The sequence below is a fragment of the Shouchella xiaoxiensis genome (genome assembly GCF_016907895.1).
In the GTDB taxonomy this organism is placed as follows: Bacteria; Bacillota; Bacilli; order Bacillales; family Bacillaceae_D; genus Shouchella; species Shouchella xiaoxiensis.
Genome location: NZ_JAFBCV010000012.1, coordinates 16,993 through 33,556, shown reverse-complemented (window position 1 = coordinate 33,556; position 16,564 = coordinate 16,993). Strand labels below are relative to the sequence as shown.

Below are 16,564 nucleotides of genomic sequence, written 5' to 3'. Positions count from 1 at the left end.
AACATCCTTTCAACTGACCATTCGCTTTATTGCTTTTATGCGTTAAATTATATCAGTAGTTATTTATTTTTTCAAATCGAATTTTTCATAAAAAAATGATGCGACTGGTTTTAAACCAAATTGGGCTGGATTAAAGATCTGTTCTGTACTACCAACAAACAATATTCCTCCTGGTCTTAGTGCCTGACTTAATTTAAGAAAAATCAATTGTTTTGCTTCTTCAGTAAAATAAATGCAGACGTTCCTGCAAACAATTAAATCACAAGCATCTGGATACGAATCACTCAATAAATCACGTTGTGTAAAAGAAATTTGTTTACGCAAACTCTCTTTTACCGCATATTCATCACTTTTGTAATTAAAGTACGTTGTAAGCATGTCTGGAGAGACATTTATGACGGCATCTTTTTTATACTTAGCGATGCGCGCTTTTTCCAAAATGGACGCATCTAAGTCTGAAGCTAAGAGAGTCGATTGCTGTAAAGAAATATTGTGCTCCGCACAGATAATTGCTAACGTATACGCTTCTTCACCAGTAGAACAAGCTGCACTCCAAATCTTAAGTGACTCTTGTCCACTCGTTAGCTTGGGTAGAATTTGCTCAACTAACGTTTGCCATCTTTCACTATTACGAAAAAATGAAGTAACGTTTATCGTCATCTTTTCCAAGCATTCAGCCAGTAAAACCTTGTCTGTTTTCATTGCTTTTCCAAAAGATAAAAGAGACGAATGCCCATTTTTTTTTGCCAAGGAAAGCAAGCGTCGTTCCATTTGTGGGCGTTTATAAGACTCTAACTCTATTCCTGTTAATGTTGAAAACAAACGTGTGAATTGCTCATATGAATCCTCTTCAATTCTATTAATCAACTGACCATCTTCCACTCACTGTTCTTCCCCTCGTTTTTTATAAAGAGTTTAACATGGTTTGCTGTTTGAAAGGGAAAAAGAAAAAAACACATCCAAAGATGTGTTTTTAAACCCATTCGTTGCTATTCTTTTTATACGTAGACATTTCATTATCTGCGAAGAAGATGCCAATCTCACGGTTAGCGCTTTCAACTGAATCAGAACCATGAATAACGTTCATGCTTAACTGCACAGCATAGTCACCACGAATTGTCCCAGGAGCAGCTTCTGCTGGATTCGTTGCGCCAATCATCTGGCGAGCAGTCTTTACGACATTATCGCCTTCCCAAACCATTGCAAAAACTGGTCCAGACGTAATAAAGTCAACTAATTCACCAAAAAATGGTCTTTCGCTATGTTCACCATAATGTGTTTCAGCCGTTTCTTTTGATAACGTAACAAGCTTAGCAGCAGTTAATGTGAATCCTTTTTGTTCGAAGCGTGAAACAATTGGTCCGATAAGATTGCGCTGTACTCCGTCTGGCTTAATCATGACATATGTGCGTTCCATTTTTAAAACCCTCACTTCATTATGTATAGTAAGAAATCAACTTGTTCATTATAACAAAATAAGTAAGCGCTAACAATCTTTTATCGCAAAATTAGCTAAAATAATCTAGTAGACCATAGTTCAAGTGTAGGGTTTTCTGCTTGGACTAGTGAAGCTGATTCAAGTTCGCTACAGGAGAACCGTGGACACAGGCTATAGCGCTTTATTAAATGCGCTACAGAATCATGAAACCCCTTTGTGCATATGGCTGATGTAATCAAAAAAGACGACCAATCCTTAATAGGATCAATCGTCTTCTAGCATATTTTAGTATTTTCTCCGGCCGATATATGCTGCTACTTGCGTCAAATGTTTCTTCGCTTCACATTCCGGAAAATCTTTTAATAAGTGATGTGCTTTTTGTAAATAACGATCACTCATTACTTGCGCATATTCAATTCCTCCTGATTGACGGACCGCTTCAAGTATAGGTGTCATATCAATATGAACGGAGGATTCTTTTGACAACTTATTTTCCAGCATATGCTTAAAACCATCCAAATGATCAATCGCATATAGAGCAGGCAACGTTACGTTCCCCTGTCTTAAGTCGCCACCTGCTGGTTTTCCTAATTGCTCATTTGTTCCAACGAAATCAAGAATATCATCCATGATTTGGTAGGACATACCTAAAAAATAAGCAAAGTAATACATTTTCTTTTGTAATTCTTCTTCAACATTTGTGGCGATTGCTCCAAGCTGACAGCTAACGGCAATTAACAACGCTGTTTTGCGCTTAATTCTTCTAAAATACGTTCGGATGTTTTGATCCCAGTTGTATTGATCACGAATTTGTTCGACTTCTCCACGACACATTTGGTTCATAGCATCTGAAATAATCATATGGACTTTTTTCTCACTAAAAACTTTGGTTGTTTCGATTGCATGTCCAAGAATGTAGTCACCTGTGTACATTGCAACACGGTTATCCCATCTAGACATCACGGTTTCGCGCCCTCTTCTCAGCGGTGCATTGTCAATCACATCGTCATGAACAAGTGATCCCATATGAATTAGTTCAAGCGAGACAGCAATGTGTTTCAAACGCTCAAGTTCGTAATTCCCAAACTTACCCGCAAGCAAAACAAGTACAGGTCGAATTCTTTTCCCGCCCGCTTTTAGTAAATCCGTTGATGCCTCTTTTAAAACAGGGTGTTTGGCAGAGAGCGTCTGTTCAAGAACCAATTCAATGTACTCAATATCTGTTCGAAATTCTTTATATATATCTGCTAACTTCATGAACGCCACCCTTATGCAGAAAACCGACTGCGTTATTTTTAAATGGAGCCGACGGGCTGCCATTCCTCAATGTTTAGAACGGGATGTTCAATAAAGCCTTCTTCGTAACAAAGCTGAAAAAAGTAAAGCAACCCTTTTTTCGTTCTCTCATTCGCTTCATGCAAAAGGTCATTAAAATACATTTCCCAAAAAGAATAACCCGCTAAGTTCATTGTTGATAAATGCTGACTTACTTCTTTATAGTTTGTTTCTATCGTTTCCTGACAACTTGACTTTAAACATTGTTGAACATAGATGATTTCATTTTTTTTGCTTTCAAGTACGTCTTTCCTCACTGCGAATAGCGCGTACGTCATTGGTAAGCCTGTGTGTTCAAACCAAAGCTGACCAAGGTCGTACACAAACGGAACATCAGCGTGTCGAGCGCGAATTGCGTCATCACCAATTAGTAAGCACGCATCATGATCATCTAACATTTTATGCAAATTAGGCTGCATGTCAATGTATGATGCATGAACATTAAAAAATCGCTTCAGGATTACTTGAAGCAAATGAACCGTCGTTTCAGAACTGGTTGTAAGCGCAATTTCGCTATTATCTAAATCAGTAATCGGTACTTTCGAGAATAACAATAGTGAGTGAACGGTCCCTTCTGAAGCAACACATAAATCAGGAAGAACAATGTATTTATTACTATTTTTTGCATACGAAAACGAGGAAATGCTTGCAATATCAACTTCTCCTTTTGTTAACGACGCGTTCACTTTTGCCGGCACATCTTTGACAAACGTAATGTCCGCTTTAGCCAGCTCCTGCTTATTTAAATTGAAAAAGAACGGTATTGTATTGGAATAAGCAATCTCTCCAACTTTTAAACCCATAAAAATCCCCTTTTTCTACAATTTTGCCTTCCTATCGTTACATGAAGCGTATAAGTAGCATATCAACTAACGCAAATAGAAATAACAGTACGGACAGTGTTCCATTCATTGGAAAAAAAGCGATTTGAACTTTAGATAAGTCGTCCGCTTTCACAATCGAATGTTGATAGACCATAATCATACCGGCCAAAATTACGCCAATCATGTATACCCAGCTCAGTGGCGATACGAATGTTAGCGTTACAAAAAATAGGAAACTAACAAGATGAAACCCTTTTGCAAGTTGCAAAGCTCGTTTAATACCGAATCGACTTGGGATCGAATGCAGCTTATGATCTCGATCATAGTTAGCATCTTGCGTCGCGTATACGGTATCAAAACCAGCTAACCAAAACAAAACGGCGATAAACAAGCAAAACGCTGCGATTGATACTTCACCTGTAACAGCAACCCATCCGCCAAGTGGTGCTATCCCAATTGTAACACCTAGAACAAGATGGCACATCCAAGTAAATCGTTTTGTGTATGAGTAAAATACAAGAAAGAAAACGGCCACTGGTAATAGATAGACAGATAATAGATTTAGATTAAAAGCTGCTACGAATAATAAAAGGAATGAGACCGCGATAAAAAACCAAACATCCGTTTTGGATAACAATCCTGCTGGAATTTCTCGATTAGCCGTTCTAGGATTATGCTTATCTATATTTGCGTCAATCACACGGTTTAAAGACATTGCAGCCGTTCTGGCGCCAACCATAGCGATCGTAACCCAAAACCACTGACTTATTGTCGGGAAAGTCCCCGTCGTCACTAAACTTCCTAACAACATCGCGAAAAATGCAAATGGTAGCGCAAAAATCGTATGTTCAATCTTTATCATTCTCATAAAAGTTTTTGTTTTTGAAGCTGTTGCTACTGCCATAAGAATGGCTTCACCTCTTTCATTCTTTAATCGGTTTTTCACCTAAATGCATCGATGCCACTCCACCCGTATAACTTTTAACAACAACATTTGTCATGCCCGCCTCTTTAAACAGCTCAGCAAGCTTTTCTCGCCCTGGAAACGACATCGTTGACTCTTGCAGCCATGAATATTCATCGTATTTTTTAACAAACAGCTTACCTGCTAATGGCATCACATGTTTAAAATAAAAGAAATACATTTGCTTAAACACTGGAATTGTTGGTTGTGACGTTTCAAGACAGACGATTTTACCACCCGGTTTGGCAACACGACACATTTCTTTAAGAACCGTTAAGTAATCAGGCACATTGCGCAGTCCAAACCCGATTGTGACATAATCAAATGTATTATCTTCATAAGGCAACTCCATGGCATTTCCATGAATTAGCTCAATATTGTTTAACGTCGATTTGTCAACTTTAAGCTGGCCTACTTCTAACATGTTTTTGCTAAAGTCAAGACCCTTTACTCGACCATTCTCCCCAACTGCCTCACTTAACGAAAGTGTCCAATCGGCGGTTCCACAACATACGTCGAGGGCACTATTTCCTTCCTCTACTTGCATACGTTTCATCGTATCTTTTCGCCAAGATTTATGTCGTTGCAGGCTAATCACTGAATTCATCATGTCATAGCGCTTATGAATCGATTGAAACACGTCGTGTACGCGCTCTTCTTTAGACTGGCTCATTTTACTCCCCTCCGCTTGTGTGAAGAAAATGCTGAATCACTTCTATCACTTCGTCTCCATTATCATGCTTCTCTAACTCTCTATTTAACTCGGAGATACTTTGCTGTTTGAATACCTCAAGTTGATTCGAATCAATCTCATCGTTCTCCTTTTTTAGGGCATAGAAAAACGACGAAGGAGATTCTAGGTTTTCTCGCTTCACTTCTTTTTGCAGCCACTTATAGAGAAAGAAAGCTTGGATCAACTCTTTGTAAACGGACTCGCCAATTTGGTCAAGAATCGCCACAAGTAAAAGTGATTCAATCTCCTTTGTATAGTGAAGTTGCTCAGCAGGACTCGCTTGATTATCCATATAGCTCGTCATCTTATACTCGTAAATGTCTTGTAAAGTGCTTCCAAACAGCTCAACCATATCTACGGCACTTGCGCCAGCAAGAGACTGATAATAAAGGGAACTATAAAAATCTCCGGCTAATACATTTAGCTGCCGTCTTTTCTTCGATTCGTCATCGTTTTTGTTATGTAATGAAACCAATTCATGAATCGCAAGTCCCGCGTGGACAAACCCCCAAGCTAGGGTAATTGCTAATGCACGCTCGTCCGATTCACGTTTTTTTAAAATAGTAAAAACAAGCCACAACTCATCTTCCTCAGGCAGTGTATTATCAATATATAGTTTTAAATAATCATGTCGAACTAAACGTTCAACATGTTGTTTTAGTTCAGACGCTGACTGAATACTCGGCAATACTTTTTTGCACATTTTACCTGCCCCTTCTTTACGTTCCTACACTACAGATTTTCTATTACAGTATAGCATAGGCATGAATGCATGGACACAAGCAAACAGGTTAACTTTAATCATCCGTTTGCAGCGTACCATGACTGGTTTGAATTGTTGCTTTCCCACGAATTTTGACGGCAGAAGTGTGCTCGGTGAATTGACCGATCATCACTTCTCCTTTATCTAACTTCTCTGAGTGATGGAAGCGCGTATCAGAGCCTCTCGTCAAACCGATAACCTGTACCCCATTTTCCCTTGCTTTAATGACAAAAAAATCATCTTGCTTACTCATTTAATCTCCTCCTTTTATGATTGATTGATTAATGTAAGCACCTCTTGACGTGCCAGACCATCTTCAATGAAAGAACCTCTTACGGCCGATGTAACTGTATTTGATCCCGGTTTTTTTATACCTCTCATCGCCATGCACATATGTTCAGCACTAACAACGACCATCACGCCTCTTGCATCAAGCGTTTCTTCCAGAACATCAGCTAGCGTCTTTGTCATTCGTTCTTGCACTTGGGGCTGTCTCGCAATCCCATCTACCGTTCTTGCTAATTTACTCAAACCCGTTACTTTGCCGTCACGAGGGAGATAAGCAATGTGTGCTTTCCCAAAAAACGGAACGAGGTGATGTTCACACATTGAATAAAATGTAATATCCTTAACGAGAACAAGCTCTTCATGTTCTTCAGTGAAAATCGTTTGTAAATGTTTTGATGGATCTTCGTGAATCCCGCTAAACATTTCCTCATACATTTTCGCGACTCTTTTTGGTGTATCAATTAACCCTTCTCTCTCTGGGTCTTCACCTACTGCTTCTAGTATCATTCTTACTGCTTGTTGTAATTTATCGTGATCAACCATTACTTGTCCCTCCATCATCCATCTCTCTACAAATAAATCTCTTTTAAAGAGTAGCAAAACTGTGCTTGAAAAGCAAAAAGAACTCACTGTCATTCAGTGAGTCCAAACATACATTATAAGATAATCGCAATTAATCCACCAGATCCTTCATTTATAATGCGCTCCAACGTCTCTTGTAACTTATAACGTGCATTTTCAGGCATTAAAGAGAGTTTGGCTGAAATTCCTTCTCTAACAATTGAATTAAGTGATCGACCGAAAATATCAGAGTTCCAAATGGAGAGCGGATTTTCTTCAAAGTCTTGCATTAAGTACCGCACCAATTCTTCGCTTTGTTTCTCCGTTCCAATAATTGGCGCAAACTCCGATTCTACGTCAACCTTTACCATATGAATGGAAGGAGCTACAGCGCGTAGGCGCACTCCAAAACGAGAGCCTTGACGAATAATTTCTGGTTCATCCAAACTCATATCGGATAAAGCCGGTGCGGCAATACCATAACCTGTTTGTTTAACCATTCGAAGCGCATCTGCAACTTGATCATACTCTGATTTCGCATGAGCAAACTCTTGCATAAGCGAGAGCAAATGATCTTTGCCGCGAATTTCAACGCCAACCACTTCTTTTAAAACTTGGTCATAAAGCTCATCAGGCGCATATAAATCAATTTCTGCTATCCCTTGGCCCATCTCAATTCCTGCTAATTTCGCTTGATCAATAAAATCCAAGTCTGTAAATTGACCAACGACTCGATCAACATCTCGCAAGCGTTTGATATCCTTAACGGTCTCACGAACGGATTCTTCATAACTTTGACGAAGCCAATGTTCGTTGTTTAAGACCATTACCCAGCTTGGTAAATTCACATTCACTTCATGAACTGGGAATTCATATAAGACTTCACGTAACACATTATTAATATCATATTCGCTCATGCTTTCAATGCTCATCGCAAGCACAGGAATATCGTATTGTTCAGATAGTGAAGCTCTTAACTGCTCTGTGTCTGGGTGATTTGGGCGAACGCTGTTGACGATCATAATAAATGGTTTGCCAACTTCCTTTAGTTCCTCCACTACCCTTGACTCAGACTCTAAGTAATCCCCACGTGGAATATCTCCAATTGTGCCATCGGTTGTAACCACGACACCTAATGTAGAATGTTCTTGAATTACTTTTCTCGTCCCAATTTCAGCCGCCTCTTGAAAAGGAATCGGTTCTTCGTACCACGGTGTGTGAATCATTCTAGGTCCATTCTCGTCTTCATAACCTTTTGCTCCAGGAACCGCATACCCAACACAGTCAACAAGTCGGATATTCACATCTAATCCTTCATCTACATGAATAGAAACCGCTTGGTTCGGAACAAACTTCGGTTCCGTAGTCATAATTGTTTTCCCAGCAGCTGATTGCGGAAGCTCGTCTTGAGCACGTGATTTATCTGCCTCATTCTCAATATTAGGCAACACCACAAGTTCCATGAATTTCTTAATAAACGTCGATTTTCCCGTGCGAACCGCTCCTACGACACCGAGATAAATGTCGCCTCCGGTTCGCTCCGCGATATCTTTGAAGATATCTACTTTTTCCAACAAAATCATTCCCCTCCCGGTCAAGTAAAGTATGATGCAGCCGAGTCTTATTCCTCTAACCACTACCATGTCTATGACATTGTCCAATTAATATGACTGACTACGGAGAAATTTTTTCTACCTGCATCCAATGCTTGAGAAGGGGAGCTCATACAAAATGCCCCTTCCAATGATAGCTTATTTTTGGAGGGGGCATTCTAGACCATCTTTATTCATTTTCGTCGTAAAATCGCGTATCGTATTGGACACCTTCATCGGGATGATACGTATATGGAACGGAAAAAAGCGGGACATAAGGAGATTCTTCATATAACTGAGGACGAAGATCGATTCCTTCCTCATACGTTACGCCCTGACTCGATTCTAACTCCAATAAATCAGGCTTGTAGTCAATAATGATATCGCCTTCATTCGTAAATAGAAGCGGCAGAAGCGTATCATGATAAGGGCTATTGATAAGAGGTTCCTCACTGTAGCCAAGCTTCTTATAATCTAAAGAAAACAAATTATAATCCAAGGCTTCCTTAATTGGCGCATAGTCATGCTTGCGGCGGTAATCATTTATTCGTTGATTTAAGCGATTTATTGTATTCATTACAGTGACATCAACCACTTTTACTTCAGGGTCTTCTTCTACATTAACAAGGACAAATTGGTGCGTCCCGCCATTTTCAAAAGACGTACCTGGTGGGCTCTGCATGTAACTCGGAACAAGTTGTCTAAAATCAACAACGTAACGCTGATATAAATTCGTTGTTTCATCAAACGTATTAATCGGCAAAACGCCAGTATCTTGTTGAAATTGGTCAACAGCAGCTTGTACACTAGCAAGCTGGTCTGGATAAGGAACCTGATTCTCTGCTCGCTCTGTGTCTGGTAAAAAACAGCCGCTCAAAAGTAGTAAAATGAACGATGCTCCTGACCATCTATAAACTTGTTTCATTATTTATTAACTCCTTTAATCATTCATGCGTAGAAGTAGGTCCTCCAACAACAATATATAGAACAATCAGACCAGATACCACCATACAACAAAAAGAAAACGTTAATACAATTTTAGAAAGAATTCCACTTAGCTTCGTTCTTGCTAAAAGCGATGCTCCTGCTGAAATAAACATAAGCAACAACCCAGCAAACGATATGTACATATTTAGCATAGCTGTAGACATTAACTAACACCTCACTTTTCCCACTTCAAAGCCAGTATATCACATGAAAGGCCTTCTAAACAGGCAAAAAAAAGCTAGACAGGAGTGGGGCGCTCCTCTCTAGCTTGACTAAATCCTCTTTCTCGCCCTCTTAATAGTAGGTGTTCTATTAAAGTATATGCAGCCTTCGAAATTTGGTCTGGATGTTTGACTAATTTCTTGTTATTTTTTGTTGTTGAACATTTTTGTTAAAGACGACAAGTCCGTAGGCATGTTATTGCTTAGAATTGCATGGACAATTTGATCTTCTTTTTCTTTTGTAACAGGTTTGTTTGCCAAAGCAGAAACTCTGCCAATCAGCTCACGTAATGTTGCTTCATCTTTTAGATTCGATTGGCTAACTGAGTTCGCTAATTTTAACAGTTCATCTGGACGAACTTTGGCAGATTGCTGTACTTGATCAAAAAAAGAATTATTCTTCTTAAACACCCAAATCCCTCCTCATGCTTACGTTCCTCTTATCGTATGCATGATGAATGGATGTGTGCACGGACGACGTTTACAAATTAAAGAGTGACTCAACCTCGTTTTTCTTCACTCTCCCCATCAACTCAATTGTCGCTTGATGTGGATTAACTTGTTCAAATAGAACAGAATAAAGCGCTGTTGTAATTGGCATATCAATATCATTCACTGATGCCAACTCATAAGCTGCTTGCGTTGTACGTATTCCTTCAACGACCATACCCATTTGTTCGAGGACTTCTTCCATTGATTTTCCTTCACCAAGCATTCGACCAGCTCTCCAGTTCCTCGAATGGACGCTTGTGCAAGTAACAATTAAATCGCCTAACCCAGATAAACCGGAGAAAGTGAGTGGTTGAGCTCCCATTTGTACTCCGAGCCTCGCGATTTCAGCCAACCCTCTTGTCATAATCGCTGCTTTCGTATTATCTCCATAGCCTAGTCCATTGGTTACGCCACATACAAGCGCAATAATGTTCTTTAATGCGCCGCCAATCTCAACGCCAATTAAATCAGGATTTGTGTATACCCTGAATTTTTGATTCATAAATAAATATTGGGCTTCGTTTGCCGCACTCTCGTCAGCTGAGGCTACCGTCACGGTCGTTGGTTGCCTTAAAGCAACTTCTTCAGCATGGCTAGGTCCAGAAAGCACGGTAATGGACGAAATTCGACCAGTGGTTCCAACTTCTTCTGAAATAACTTCGGATACGCGCATATGTGTTGTAGGCTCAATACCTTTAGATGCATGGATTAATGGCACAGCCTGAGTTAAATGAGGAAGAAGTGACTTAACTGTTTCGCGCATCGCTTTTGAGGGAACAACAAGAACGATTGCATCAATATCTTGAAGTGCCTCGCCTAGGTCTGTATATCCTTTAATACTTGTTGGAAAATCAATACCAGGTAAATACGATTTATTTGTATGGTATTGATTTAATTCCTCCATTTGTTCTTCTCGTCTTCCGACTAAACGAACATCATGACCATTGTCCGCTAACACAATTCCTAAAGCACTACCCCAACTTCCAGCGCCAATTACAGCAACGTTCTTTTTCAACATAACGCCTCCTTATGCATGTTTTTTACCTAGTTTACTCTCTGTTCCTGACAACAATCGACTTACATTCGTTCGATGACGCCAAACCGACATGATTGCTAGGAAAATAGACAGAAATATGTATTCAAGCGGATACGTAAATGAGGGCATTATCATAAATAGAAGAGCAGCAATAGGAGTCAAAATTGCAAATAACAATGATCCTAATGAAACATACCTTGTCATAACAATACTACCTATCGCAATAATTCCTGAAGCTAACGCAGGCAATAAGAGAAGAGTTGCCATTACTCCAATGGAAGTAGCAACTCCCTTCCCGCCACGAAAGCCAAAATAAACTGGCCAGTTATGTCCAATAATTGCTCCTAATCCCGCAGCAACATGGACGAGAGGTTCATCCGATAATAGCATCGCAACGACAATAGGCAAGACCCCTTTTGCCACATCGAGCAGCAATACCGTCACAGCTGGACCCACGCCTAAAACTCGCAGCGTGTTTGTTGCCCCAGCATTTCCACTTCCCTGTGAACGTATATCAATTTTTTTAATCTTTTTAGCAATTAAGTAACTGAAGCTAATGGAGCCAAGTAAATAACTAAAAAGAATTACACTAAAAAACAGAACAATCACAAGCGTCCCCCCTGCACATGGTTAATCGTTTTTCTTACGCGAGATAATATGAATTGGCGTCCCTTCGAATTCAAACGTTGCTCTTAAGCGATTTTCTAGAAAACGACGATAGGAAAAGTGCATCAATTCAGGTTCATTTACGAAAAACACAAATGTCGGAGGCTGAACAGCTACTTGAGTCACATAGTTGATTTTTAAACGCTTCCCTTTGTCAGTTGGCGTTGGATTCATTGCAACTGCATCCATGATCATGTCATTTAGAACATGGGTTGGCACTCGTAAATGATGGTTTTCAGAAACTTTCTTAACTTGCGGAAGCAATAAATGTAAACGTTGCTTCGTTTTTGCCGACAAGAAGCAAATTGGTGCATACGATAAGAATTGGAATTCAGCTCGGACATCTTCAATAAAATTTTGCATAGTCTTATCGTCTTTTTCTATTGCATCCCATTTATTGACGACAATCACAATGGCTCTTCCCGCTTCATGCGCATAGCCAGCTATTTTTTTATCTTGTTCAATAATGCCTTCTTCTCCGTTAATAACAACTAAAACAACATCAGAACGCTCAATCGCTTTTAATGAACGAAGAACGCTATATTTTTCAGTCGCTTCGTATACTTTACCGCGTTTTCGCATACCTGCTGTATCAATGACAACATAATCTTGATCATCTCTTGTAAAAGAAGTATCAATGGCATCTCTAGTTGTTCCAGGGATTTGACTTACAATGACTCGCTCTTCGCCTAAAAGTGCATTAACAAGCGAGGATTTCCCTACGTTTGGACGACCAATCAACGCCATTTTAATTGTATCTTCAGCAATCGCATCATCTAACTCTTCAGGGAAATGGTTCACTACAGCGTCTAAAAGATCTCCAAGGCCTAGTCCGTGTGAGCCAGATATACCGTATGGCTCGCCAATTCCAAGAGAATAGAATTCATATAATGAATCTCTCATTTCAGGATTGTCAATTTTATTAACGCCTAGAACGACTGGTTTTTTTGAACGAAACAACAAGTTTACAACTTCTTGATCCGCTGCGGTTATCCCTTCTCTTCCGTTAACCATAAATAAAATAACGTCCGCTTCATCAATAGCAATTTCTGCTTGTTGACGCATTTGCACAAGCAACGGTTCGTCTCCAAGCTCAATTCCACCTGTATCAATGACATAAAACTCATGATTTAACCATTCACCTTTACTATATAAACGGTCCCGTGTTACTCCAGGCATATCTTCAACAATTGCAACACGTTCGCCTACAATTCGATTAAAAATAGTGGATTTTCCTACATTTGGTCTTCCGACGATTGCAACGACTGGTTTTGTCACAATCCCACACCCTCTCTTTAAAAACTACAAAAAACCTAGTACCTTACTAGCTCATTCATTTTACTAAACTCAAGCATGCTTGTCTATCCTGTTTGGTATGGATAGCGGCAGGTTTGCCTTCGCTTTTTGTCGTTTGCCCCAGTTCCTGATAACTTGACTAAAAATCCAGTAGCAAGAACTAACGGTAACCGTTATCGCCAGCACATCAAAAAACTCATAAGATCCAATAACGGCTTCTGTTAAGTTTGAGCGATATAAATGTAACAAAACTTCCCCGTGTAGCAGTCCAAGTGCGAGGATGATTGAACGGCTTACTCCCCTAGTTAGAAAAAAGGCAACAAGTAAAGGTGGGATCGTTAATAAGATATTGCGATCAAAAATAAGGACAACCGGATCAATCCGAATCAATTCATTCATACAAATATAGGAAATAGCAATACACGACGTAGTAAAAATAGGATAAAAAAGCCTTTTCCACGGAAACTTCCCTAAATAAAAATAACTAACAAATAAACAAAGTAAAAAACCAAGACTAACAGACACCCCCCCGAGCTGAACCTTTAATGGGATAAATAAAAGCAAAGCTAAAATCGTAAAACCGCATATCGCTCTCAGTTCTGTTTTCTTCATCAAAAATGTGCACACAATCCAAGCCAGCCAGCCTAACCAATAGATAAAAAACCCACTCATCACAATCACCTCGCTCTTCAGTATTAGCGGAATCTGGTGATTTTAGACATAAAAAAACTAGCATAGCAGTTTGCTATACTAGCTTCCAAAAAATTAACCGCGGTATTTCTTTAACTGATCCCCTATCATATCTCCAAGAGAGAACCCCGATGATTCATCATTTGCTGATTTCTCATAAGAACGTGTTTCCTTACGCTCAATGTCTTCATTTGCTTCACGAATACTTAAAGAGACTCTTCGCTCAGCTTCGCTTACGTCAAGCACTTTCACTTTGACCGTCTCACCAACAGTTAACACTTCTTGTGGCGTACCGATATGTCGATCTGAAATTTGCGAGATGTGAACAAGACCTTCAACTCCAGGTAACACCTCAACAAAAGCACCAAAGGAAACGAGACGTTTTACCGTTCCTTCAATAATAGCACCCACAGCAACCGAATCTTGGATTTGATCCCACGGTCCCGAGAGCGTTTCTTTTATTGATAAAGAAATTCGTTCACTGTCACGGTCAACAGATAACACTTTAACTTGAACAGTCTGTCCTTTGCTTAATACTTTTTCAGGGTGTTCTACATGCTCGTGCGAGATTTGTGATATATGAACTAATCCGTCCACTCCGCCAACATCAACAAAGGCACCAAAGTTCGTTAATCGCTGCACCATTCCACTTACGGTATCACCCGCCTGAATCGTCGCAATAATGTCCTTTTTCTTTTCAACCAATTCTTGTTCTTGAACCGCTCGTTGCGATAAAATGAGCTTATTTTTGGATCGATCCAGTTCAATTACTTTTAAGCGTAACGCTTTGCCTTTATAGTCGGTGAAGTCTTCAACAAAAAAGCGCTCTACTAAAGAGGCGGGGATAAAACCTCGAACACCAACGTCTACTACTAATCCACCCTTTACAACTTCTGAGACCGTTGCTTCAATTGTTTCATTTTCTTCGAATGCTTGTTGGAGTGATGCCCAAGCTTCTTCTGCCTGTAATGTTTTTTTCGAGAGCAAAAGCTCTTCATCTGTTGCTTTTGTTATTTGCACCTCTACCTGATCATCAACAGAAAGAACGTCGCTCACCTTTTCAACATACAGGTTAGACAATTCACTGATTGGTAGGATTCCGTCGACTTTATAACCGACATCAACAAATGCCTGATTGTCTTCCACTTTTGTCACTTTTCCACTAACCTTATCGCCTACAGAAAAAGACTTCATTTCATTCAATTCTTCATTCATTTGATCACTCATTTTGGTTGCCTCCTTCAGTCCGGTTAAACCGGTATCTTGTTCAAGTAATTATCCAAATTCACTACGTCTTATCGTTAACGATGTTTCTCCTTCAATACCTGTATTTCCTTCATAATCATTTCTGTTATCTCTTGAGAAGATACCCGTTCTTCTCGGTATTTAGTCATCTCAATTGGCTCCCCGTATACAAGCGTTACTTTATTACGAAATTTATAGGGTCCAATAATCGCACAAGGAACGACAAAAGCACTACTTTTAACAGCGAAAAAACCTGCTCCTGCTAATCCTTTCCCGATTTCACCAGTTTTTGAACGTGTTCCCTCAGGAAATAATCCGACAATATCCCCTGTTTTTAAAATTTCTAAGGCTGTTCGTAACGACTGCTTGTCTCCTCCACCTCGTTTTACAGGGAATGCCCCTAAATTTCGAAGTAACGGACCAACTAAAAAAAGGTCAAATAATTCCTTTTTTGCCATGTAGCGTACTGGCCTTTTTATGAAAGCACCTAATAGAGGAGGATCAAAATTGCTAATATGATTTGCACACAGCAAAACACCATCTTGTTCAGGTATATTCTCTTTTCCCTTGACCTCAATTTTATAAAACGTCTTTAATACACAGCGACACACAAATTGACCGAACGGATAAAGATTCATTAAACAGAATGCTCCTTTACTAAGGCTAGGATTGTTTGAATGACTTCATCAATTGTCATCTGAGTTGAATCTACTATTTGGGCGTCTTCCGCTTGTTTTAACGGTGCAAATGATCGAGTTGAATCAAGTTCATCTCTTTTAGCAATGTCTTTTTCCAACACTTTTAGGTCAGAAGGCTGTCCTTTTTCCAACTGTTCAAGATGCCTTCTTTTTGCTCGTTCTTCTACAGATGCGGTCAAAAAAACTTTCACATCAGCGTTCGGTAATACGTATGTTCCAATGTCTCTACCATCTAACACAGCATTCTTAGCGTGGGCCAACTGCTGTTGTTTTTCAACCATTAACAAGCGAACATCTTTATGGCTGGATACCAAAGAAACATGCTTGTTAACATCATTGCTGCGAATGTCAGCCGTTATATTGGAATCGTTCCAATAAACGGTTGTTCCGAACTCGGTAGGTGTTAACTCAAGCGAATTTTCTTTTAGTAATTGAACAAGCTGTTGTTCATTGTCTAATGCAATCTTTTCCTGTATTGCCGCATACGTTAAAGCACGATACATGGCACCCGTATCAATATAAAGAAAACCTAATTGTTCGGCGACTTTTTTCGCCACAGAGCTTTTTCCGGCCCCAGCCGGTCCATCAATTGCTACATTAAATCCAGTACTCATTCTTTCACAACACTTCCCTACATTCTCTTGGATCTTACACGAAGGATGTACAATTTGTGCAAGGTTTCTCACGTATATTATCTCATAATTTGTCAAGATCGCAAGGGTGACGGTTTAAAAA

General features: G+C 39.6%; 20 protein-coding genes. All 20 read right to left on the bottom strand.

The window, feature by feature from the left end; all coding sequences use genetic code 11:
- Window positions 1–63: 63 nt before the first annotated feature.
- The 20 genes from JOC54_RS16630 to cmk all read right to left on the bottom strand — a co-directional run bounded on the left by JOC54_RS16630 (window position 64) and on the right by cmk (window position 16,443).
- On the bottom strand, window positions 64–882 hold the full coding sequence (locus JOC54_RS16630) for a CheR family methyltransferase (RefSeq protein WP_367617821.1): 819 nt from the start codon (window positions 880–882) through the stop codon (window positions 64–66).
- A gap of 91 nt (window positions 883–973) precedes the next feature.
- The gene (gene ndk, locus JOC54_RS16625; protein WP_204467639.1) at window positions 974–1,417 is read right to left on the bottom strand and encodes a nucleoside-diphosphate kinase; all 444 of its coding nucleotides are present in this window, start codon (window positions 1,415–1,417) and stop codon (window positions 974–976) included.
- Between the two features lie 306 nt (window positions 1,418–1,723).
- Window positions 1,724–2,695, bottom strand: a complete 972-nt coding sequence (hepT, locus tag JOC54_RS16620) for a heptaprenyl diphosphate synthase component II (protein WP_204467637.1) — start codon at window positions 2,693–2,695, stop codon at window positions 1,724–1,726.
- 38 nt (window positions 2,696–2,733) lie between these two features.
- Window positions 2,734–3,576 (bottom strand): menaquinone biosynthesis protein, encoded by an 843-nt coding sequence (locus tag JOC54_RS16615; RefSeq protein ID WP_204467635.1) that lies wholly within the window; start codon window positions 3,574–3,576, stop codon window positions 2,734–2,736.
- A gap of 37 nt (window positions 3,577–3,613) precedes the next feature.
- Window positions 3,614–4,501 (bottom strand): UbiA-like polyprenyltransferase, encoded by an 888-nt coding sequence (locus JOC54_RS16610; RefSeq protein ID WP_204467633.1) that lies wholly within the window; start codon window positions 4,499–4,501, stop codon window positions 3,614–3,616.
- Between the two features lie 19 nt (window positions 4,502–4,520).
- Window positions 4,521–5,234, bottom strand: a complete 714-nt coding sequence (gene menG / locus JOC54_RS16605; RefSeq protein WP_204467630.1) for a demethylmenaquinone methyltransferase — start codon at window positions 5,232–5,234, stop codon at window positions 4,521–4,523.
- A 1-nt stretch (window position 5,235) separates the two neighbouring features.
- The gene (locus JOC54_RS16600; RefSeq protein ID WP_204467628.1) at window positions 5,236–5,997 is read right to left on the bottom strand and encodes a heptaprenyl diphosphate synthase component 1; all 762 of its coding nucleotides are present in this window, start codon (window positions 5,995–5,997) and stop codon (window positions 5,236–5,238) included.
- Window positions 5,998–6,091: 94 nt separating this feature from the next.
- A complete protein-coding gene (gene mtrB, locus JOC54_RS16595) occupies window positions 6,092–6,310 on the bottom strand; it encodes a trp RNA-binding attenuation protein MtrB (RefSeq protein ID WP_035420861.1) in 219 nt (72 codons plus the stop codon).
- A 14-nt stretch (window positions 6,311–6,324) separates the two neighbouring features.
- Window positions 6,325–6,888 carry a GTP cyclohydrolase I FolE gene (folE, locus tag JOC54_RS16590; RefSeq protein WP_035420860.1) on the bottom strand — a complete coding sequence of 188 codons (564 nt, stop codon included), beginning with the start codon at window positions 6,886–6,888 and terminating at the stop codon, window positions 6,325–6,327.
- 113 nt (window positions 6,889–7,001) lie between these two features.
- Window positions 7,002–8,480 carry a stage IV sporulation protein A gene (gene spoIVA, locus JOC54_RS16585; RefSeq protein ID WP_035442018.1) on the bottom strand — a complete coding sequence of 493 codons (1,479 nt, stop codon included), beginning with the start codon at window positions 8,478–8,480 and terminating at the stop codon, window positions 7,002–7,004.
- A gap of 208 nt (window positions 8,481–8,688) precedes the next feature.
- Window positions 8,689–9,423, bottom strand: coding sequence for a YphF family lipoprotein (locus JOC54_RS16580; RefSeq protein ID WP_204467626.1), 735 nt, complete (start codon window positions 9,421–9,423; stop codon window positions 8,689–8,691).
- Window positions 9,424–9,442: 19 nt separating this feature from the next.
- Window positions 9,443–9,649: a DUF2768 domain-containing protein gene (locus tag JOC54_RS16575; protein ID WP_035420859.1), complete on the bottom strand. Its 207-nt coding sequence runs from the start codon at window positions 9,647–9,649 to the stop codon at window positions 9,443–9,445.
- A gap of 201 nt (window positions 9,650–9,850) precedes the next feature.
- Entirely contained in the window at window positions 9,851–10,117 is a 267-nt protein-coding gene (locus tag JOC54_RS16570; RefSeq protein WP_204467623.1) for a stage VI sporulation protein F, read from the bottom strand.
- A 70-nt stretch (window positions 10,118–10,187) separates the two neighbouring features.
- Window positions 10,188–11,213: an NAD(P)H-dependent glycerol-3-phosphate dehydrogenase gene (locus JOC54_RS16565; RefSeq protein ID WP_437183563.1), complete on the bottom strand. Its 1,026-nt coding sequence runs from the start codon at window positions 11,211–11,213 to the stop codon at window positions 10,188–10,190.
- Window positions 11,214–11,225: 12 nt separating this feature from the next.
- Window positions 11,226–11,840 carry a glycerol-3-phosphate 1-O-acyltransferase PlsY gene (plsY, locus tag JOC54_RS16560; protein WP_437183569.1) on the bottom strand — a complete coding sequence of 205 codons (615 nt, stop codon included), beginning with the start codon at window positions 11,838–11,840 and terminating at the stop codon, window positions 11,226–11,228.
- A gap of 24 nt (window positions 11,841–11,864) precedes the next feature.
- Window positions 11,865–13,178: a ribosome biogenesis GTPase Der gene (gene der, locus JOC54_RS16555; protein WP_035442009.1), complete on the bottom strand. Its 1,314-nt coding sequence runs from the start codon at window positions 13,176–13,178 to the stop codon at window positions 11,865–11,867.
- 69 nt (window positions 13,179–13,247) lie between these two features.
- Window positions 13,248–13,868: a YphA family membrane protein gene (locus tag JOC54_RS16550; protein WP_204467619.1), complete on the bottom strand. Its 621-nt coding sequence runs from the start codon at window positions 13,866–13,868 to the stop codon at window positions 13,248–13,250.
- A 93-nt stretch (window positions 13,869–13,961) separates the two neighbouring features.
- Window positions 13,962–15,113 (bottom strand): 30S ribosomal protein S1, encoded by a 1,152-nt coding sequence (rpsA, locus tag JOC54_RS16545; RefSeq protein ID WP_204467617.1) that lies wholly within the window; start codon window positions 15,111–15,113, stop codon window positions 13,962–13,964.
- A 74-nt stretch (window positions 15,114–15,187) separates the two neighbouring features.
- Window positions 15,188–15,769, bottom strand: coding sequence for a lysophospholipid acyltransferase family protein (locus JOC54_RS16540; protein ID WP_204467615.1), 582 nt, complete (start codon window positions 15,767–15,769; stop codon window positions 15,188–15,190).
- Window positions 15,769–16,443 (bottom strand): (d)CMP kinase, encoded by a 675-nt coding sequence (gene cmk / locus JOC54_RS16535; RefSeq protein WP_204467614.1) that lies wholly within the window; start codon window positions 16,441–16,443, stop codon window positions 15,769–15,771. The genes JOC54_RS16540 and cmk overlap by 1 nt, the downstream gene beginning before the upstream one ends.
- Window positions 16,444–16,564 lie beyond the last annotated feature (121 nt).

Excerpts from the sequence above, each read along its gene's own strand:
- rpsA (WP_204467617.1), bottom strand. The coding sequence starts at position 15,113 with ATGAGTGATCAAATGAATGAAGAATTGAATGAAATGAAGTCTTTTTCT.
- hepT (WP_204467637.1), bottom strand. The coding sequence starts at position 2,695 with ATGAAGTTAGCAGATATATATAAAGAATTTCGAACAGATATTGAGTAC.
- folE (WP_035420860.1), bottom strand. The coding sequence starts at position 6,888 with ATGGTTGATCACGATAAATTACAACAAGCAGTAAGAATGATACTAGAA.
- JOC54_RS16580 (WP_204467626.1), bottom strand. The coding sequence starts at position 9,423 with ATGAAACAAGTTTATAGATGGTCAGGAGCATCGTTCATTTTACTACTT.
- ndk (WP_204467639.1), bottom strand. The coding sequence starts at position 1,417 with ATGGAACGCACATATGTCATGATTAAGCCAGACGGAGTACAGCGCAAT.
- JOC54_RS16615 (WP_204467635.1), bottom strand. The coding sequence starts at position 3,576 with ATGGGTTTAAAAGTTGGAGAGATTGCTTATTCCAATACAATACCGTTC.
- JOC54_RS16610 (WP_204467633.1), bottom strand. The coding sequence starts at position 4,501 with ATGGCAGTAGCAACAGCTTCAAAAACAAAAACTTTTATGAGAATGATA.
- menG (WP_204467630.1), bottom strand. The coding sequence starts at position 5,234 with ATGAGCCAGTCTAAAGAAGAGCGCGTACACGACGTGTTTCAATCGATT.
- JOC54_RS16550 (WP_204467619.1), bottom strand. The coding sequence starts at position 13,868 with ATGAGTGGGTTTTTTATCTATTGGTTAGGCTGGCTGGCTTGGATTGTG.
- cmk (WP_204467614.1), bottom strand. The coding sequence starts at position 16,443 with ATGAGTACTGGATTTAATGTAGCAATTGATGGACCGGCTGGGGCCGGA.
- JOC54_RS16575 (WP_035420859.1), bottom strand. The coding sequence starts at position 9,649 with ATGTCTACAGCTATGCTAAATATGTACATATCGTTTGCTGGGTTGTTG.
- JOC54_RS16600 (WP_204467628.1), bottom strand. The coding sequence starts at position 5,997 with ATGTGCAAAAAAGTATTGCCGAGTATTCAGTCAGCGTCTGAACTAAAA.
- JOC54_RS16540 (WP_204467615.1), bottom strand. The coding sequence starts at position 15,769 with ATGAATCTTTATCCGTTCGGTCAATTTGTGTGTCGCTGTGTATTAAAG.
- mtrB (WP_035420861.1), bottom strand. The coding sequence starts at position 6,310 with ATGAGTAAGCAAGATGATTTTTTTGTCATTAAAGCAAGGGAAAATGGG.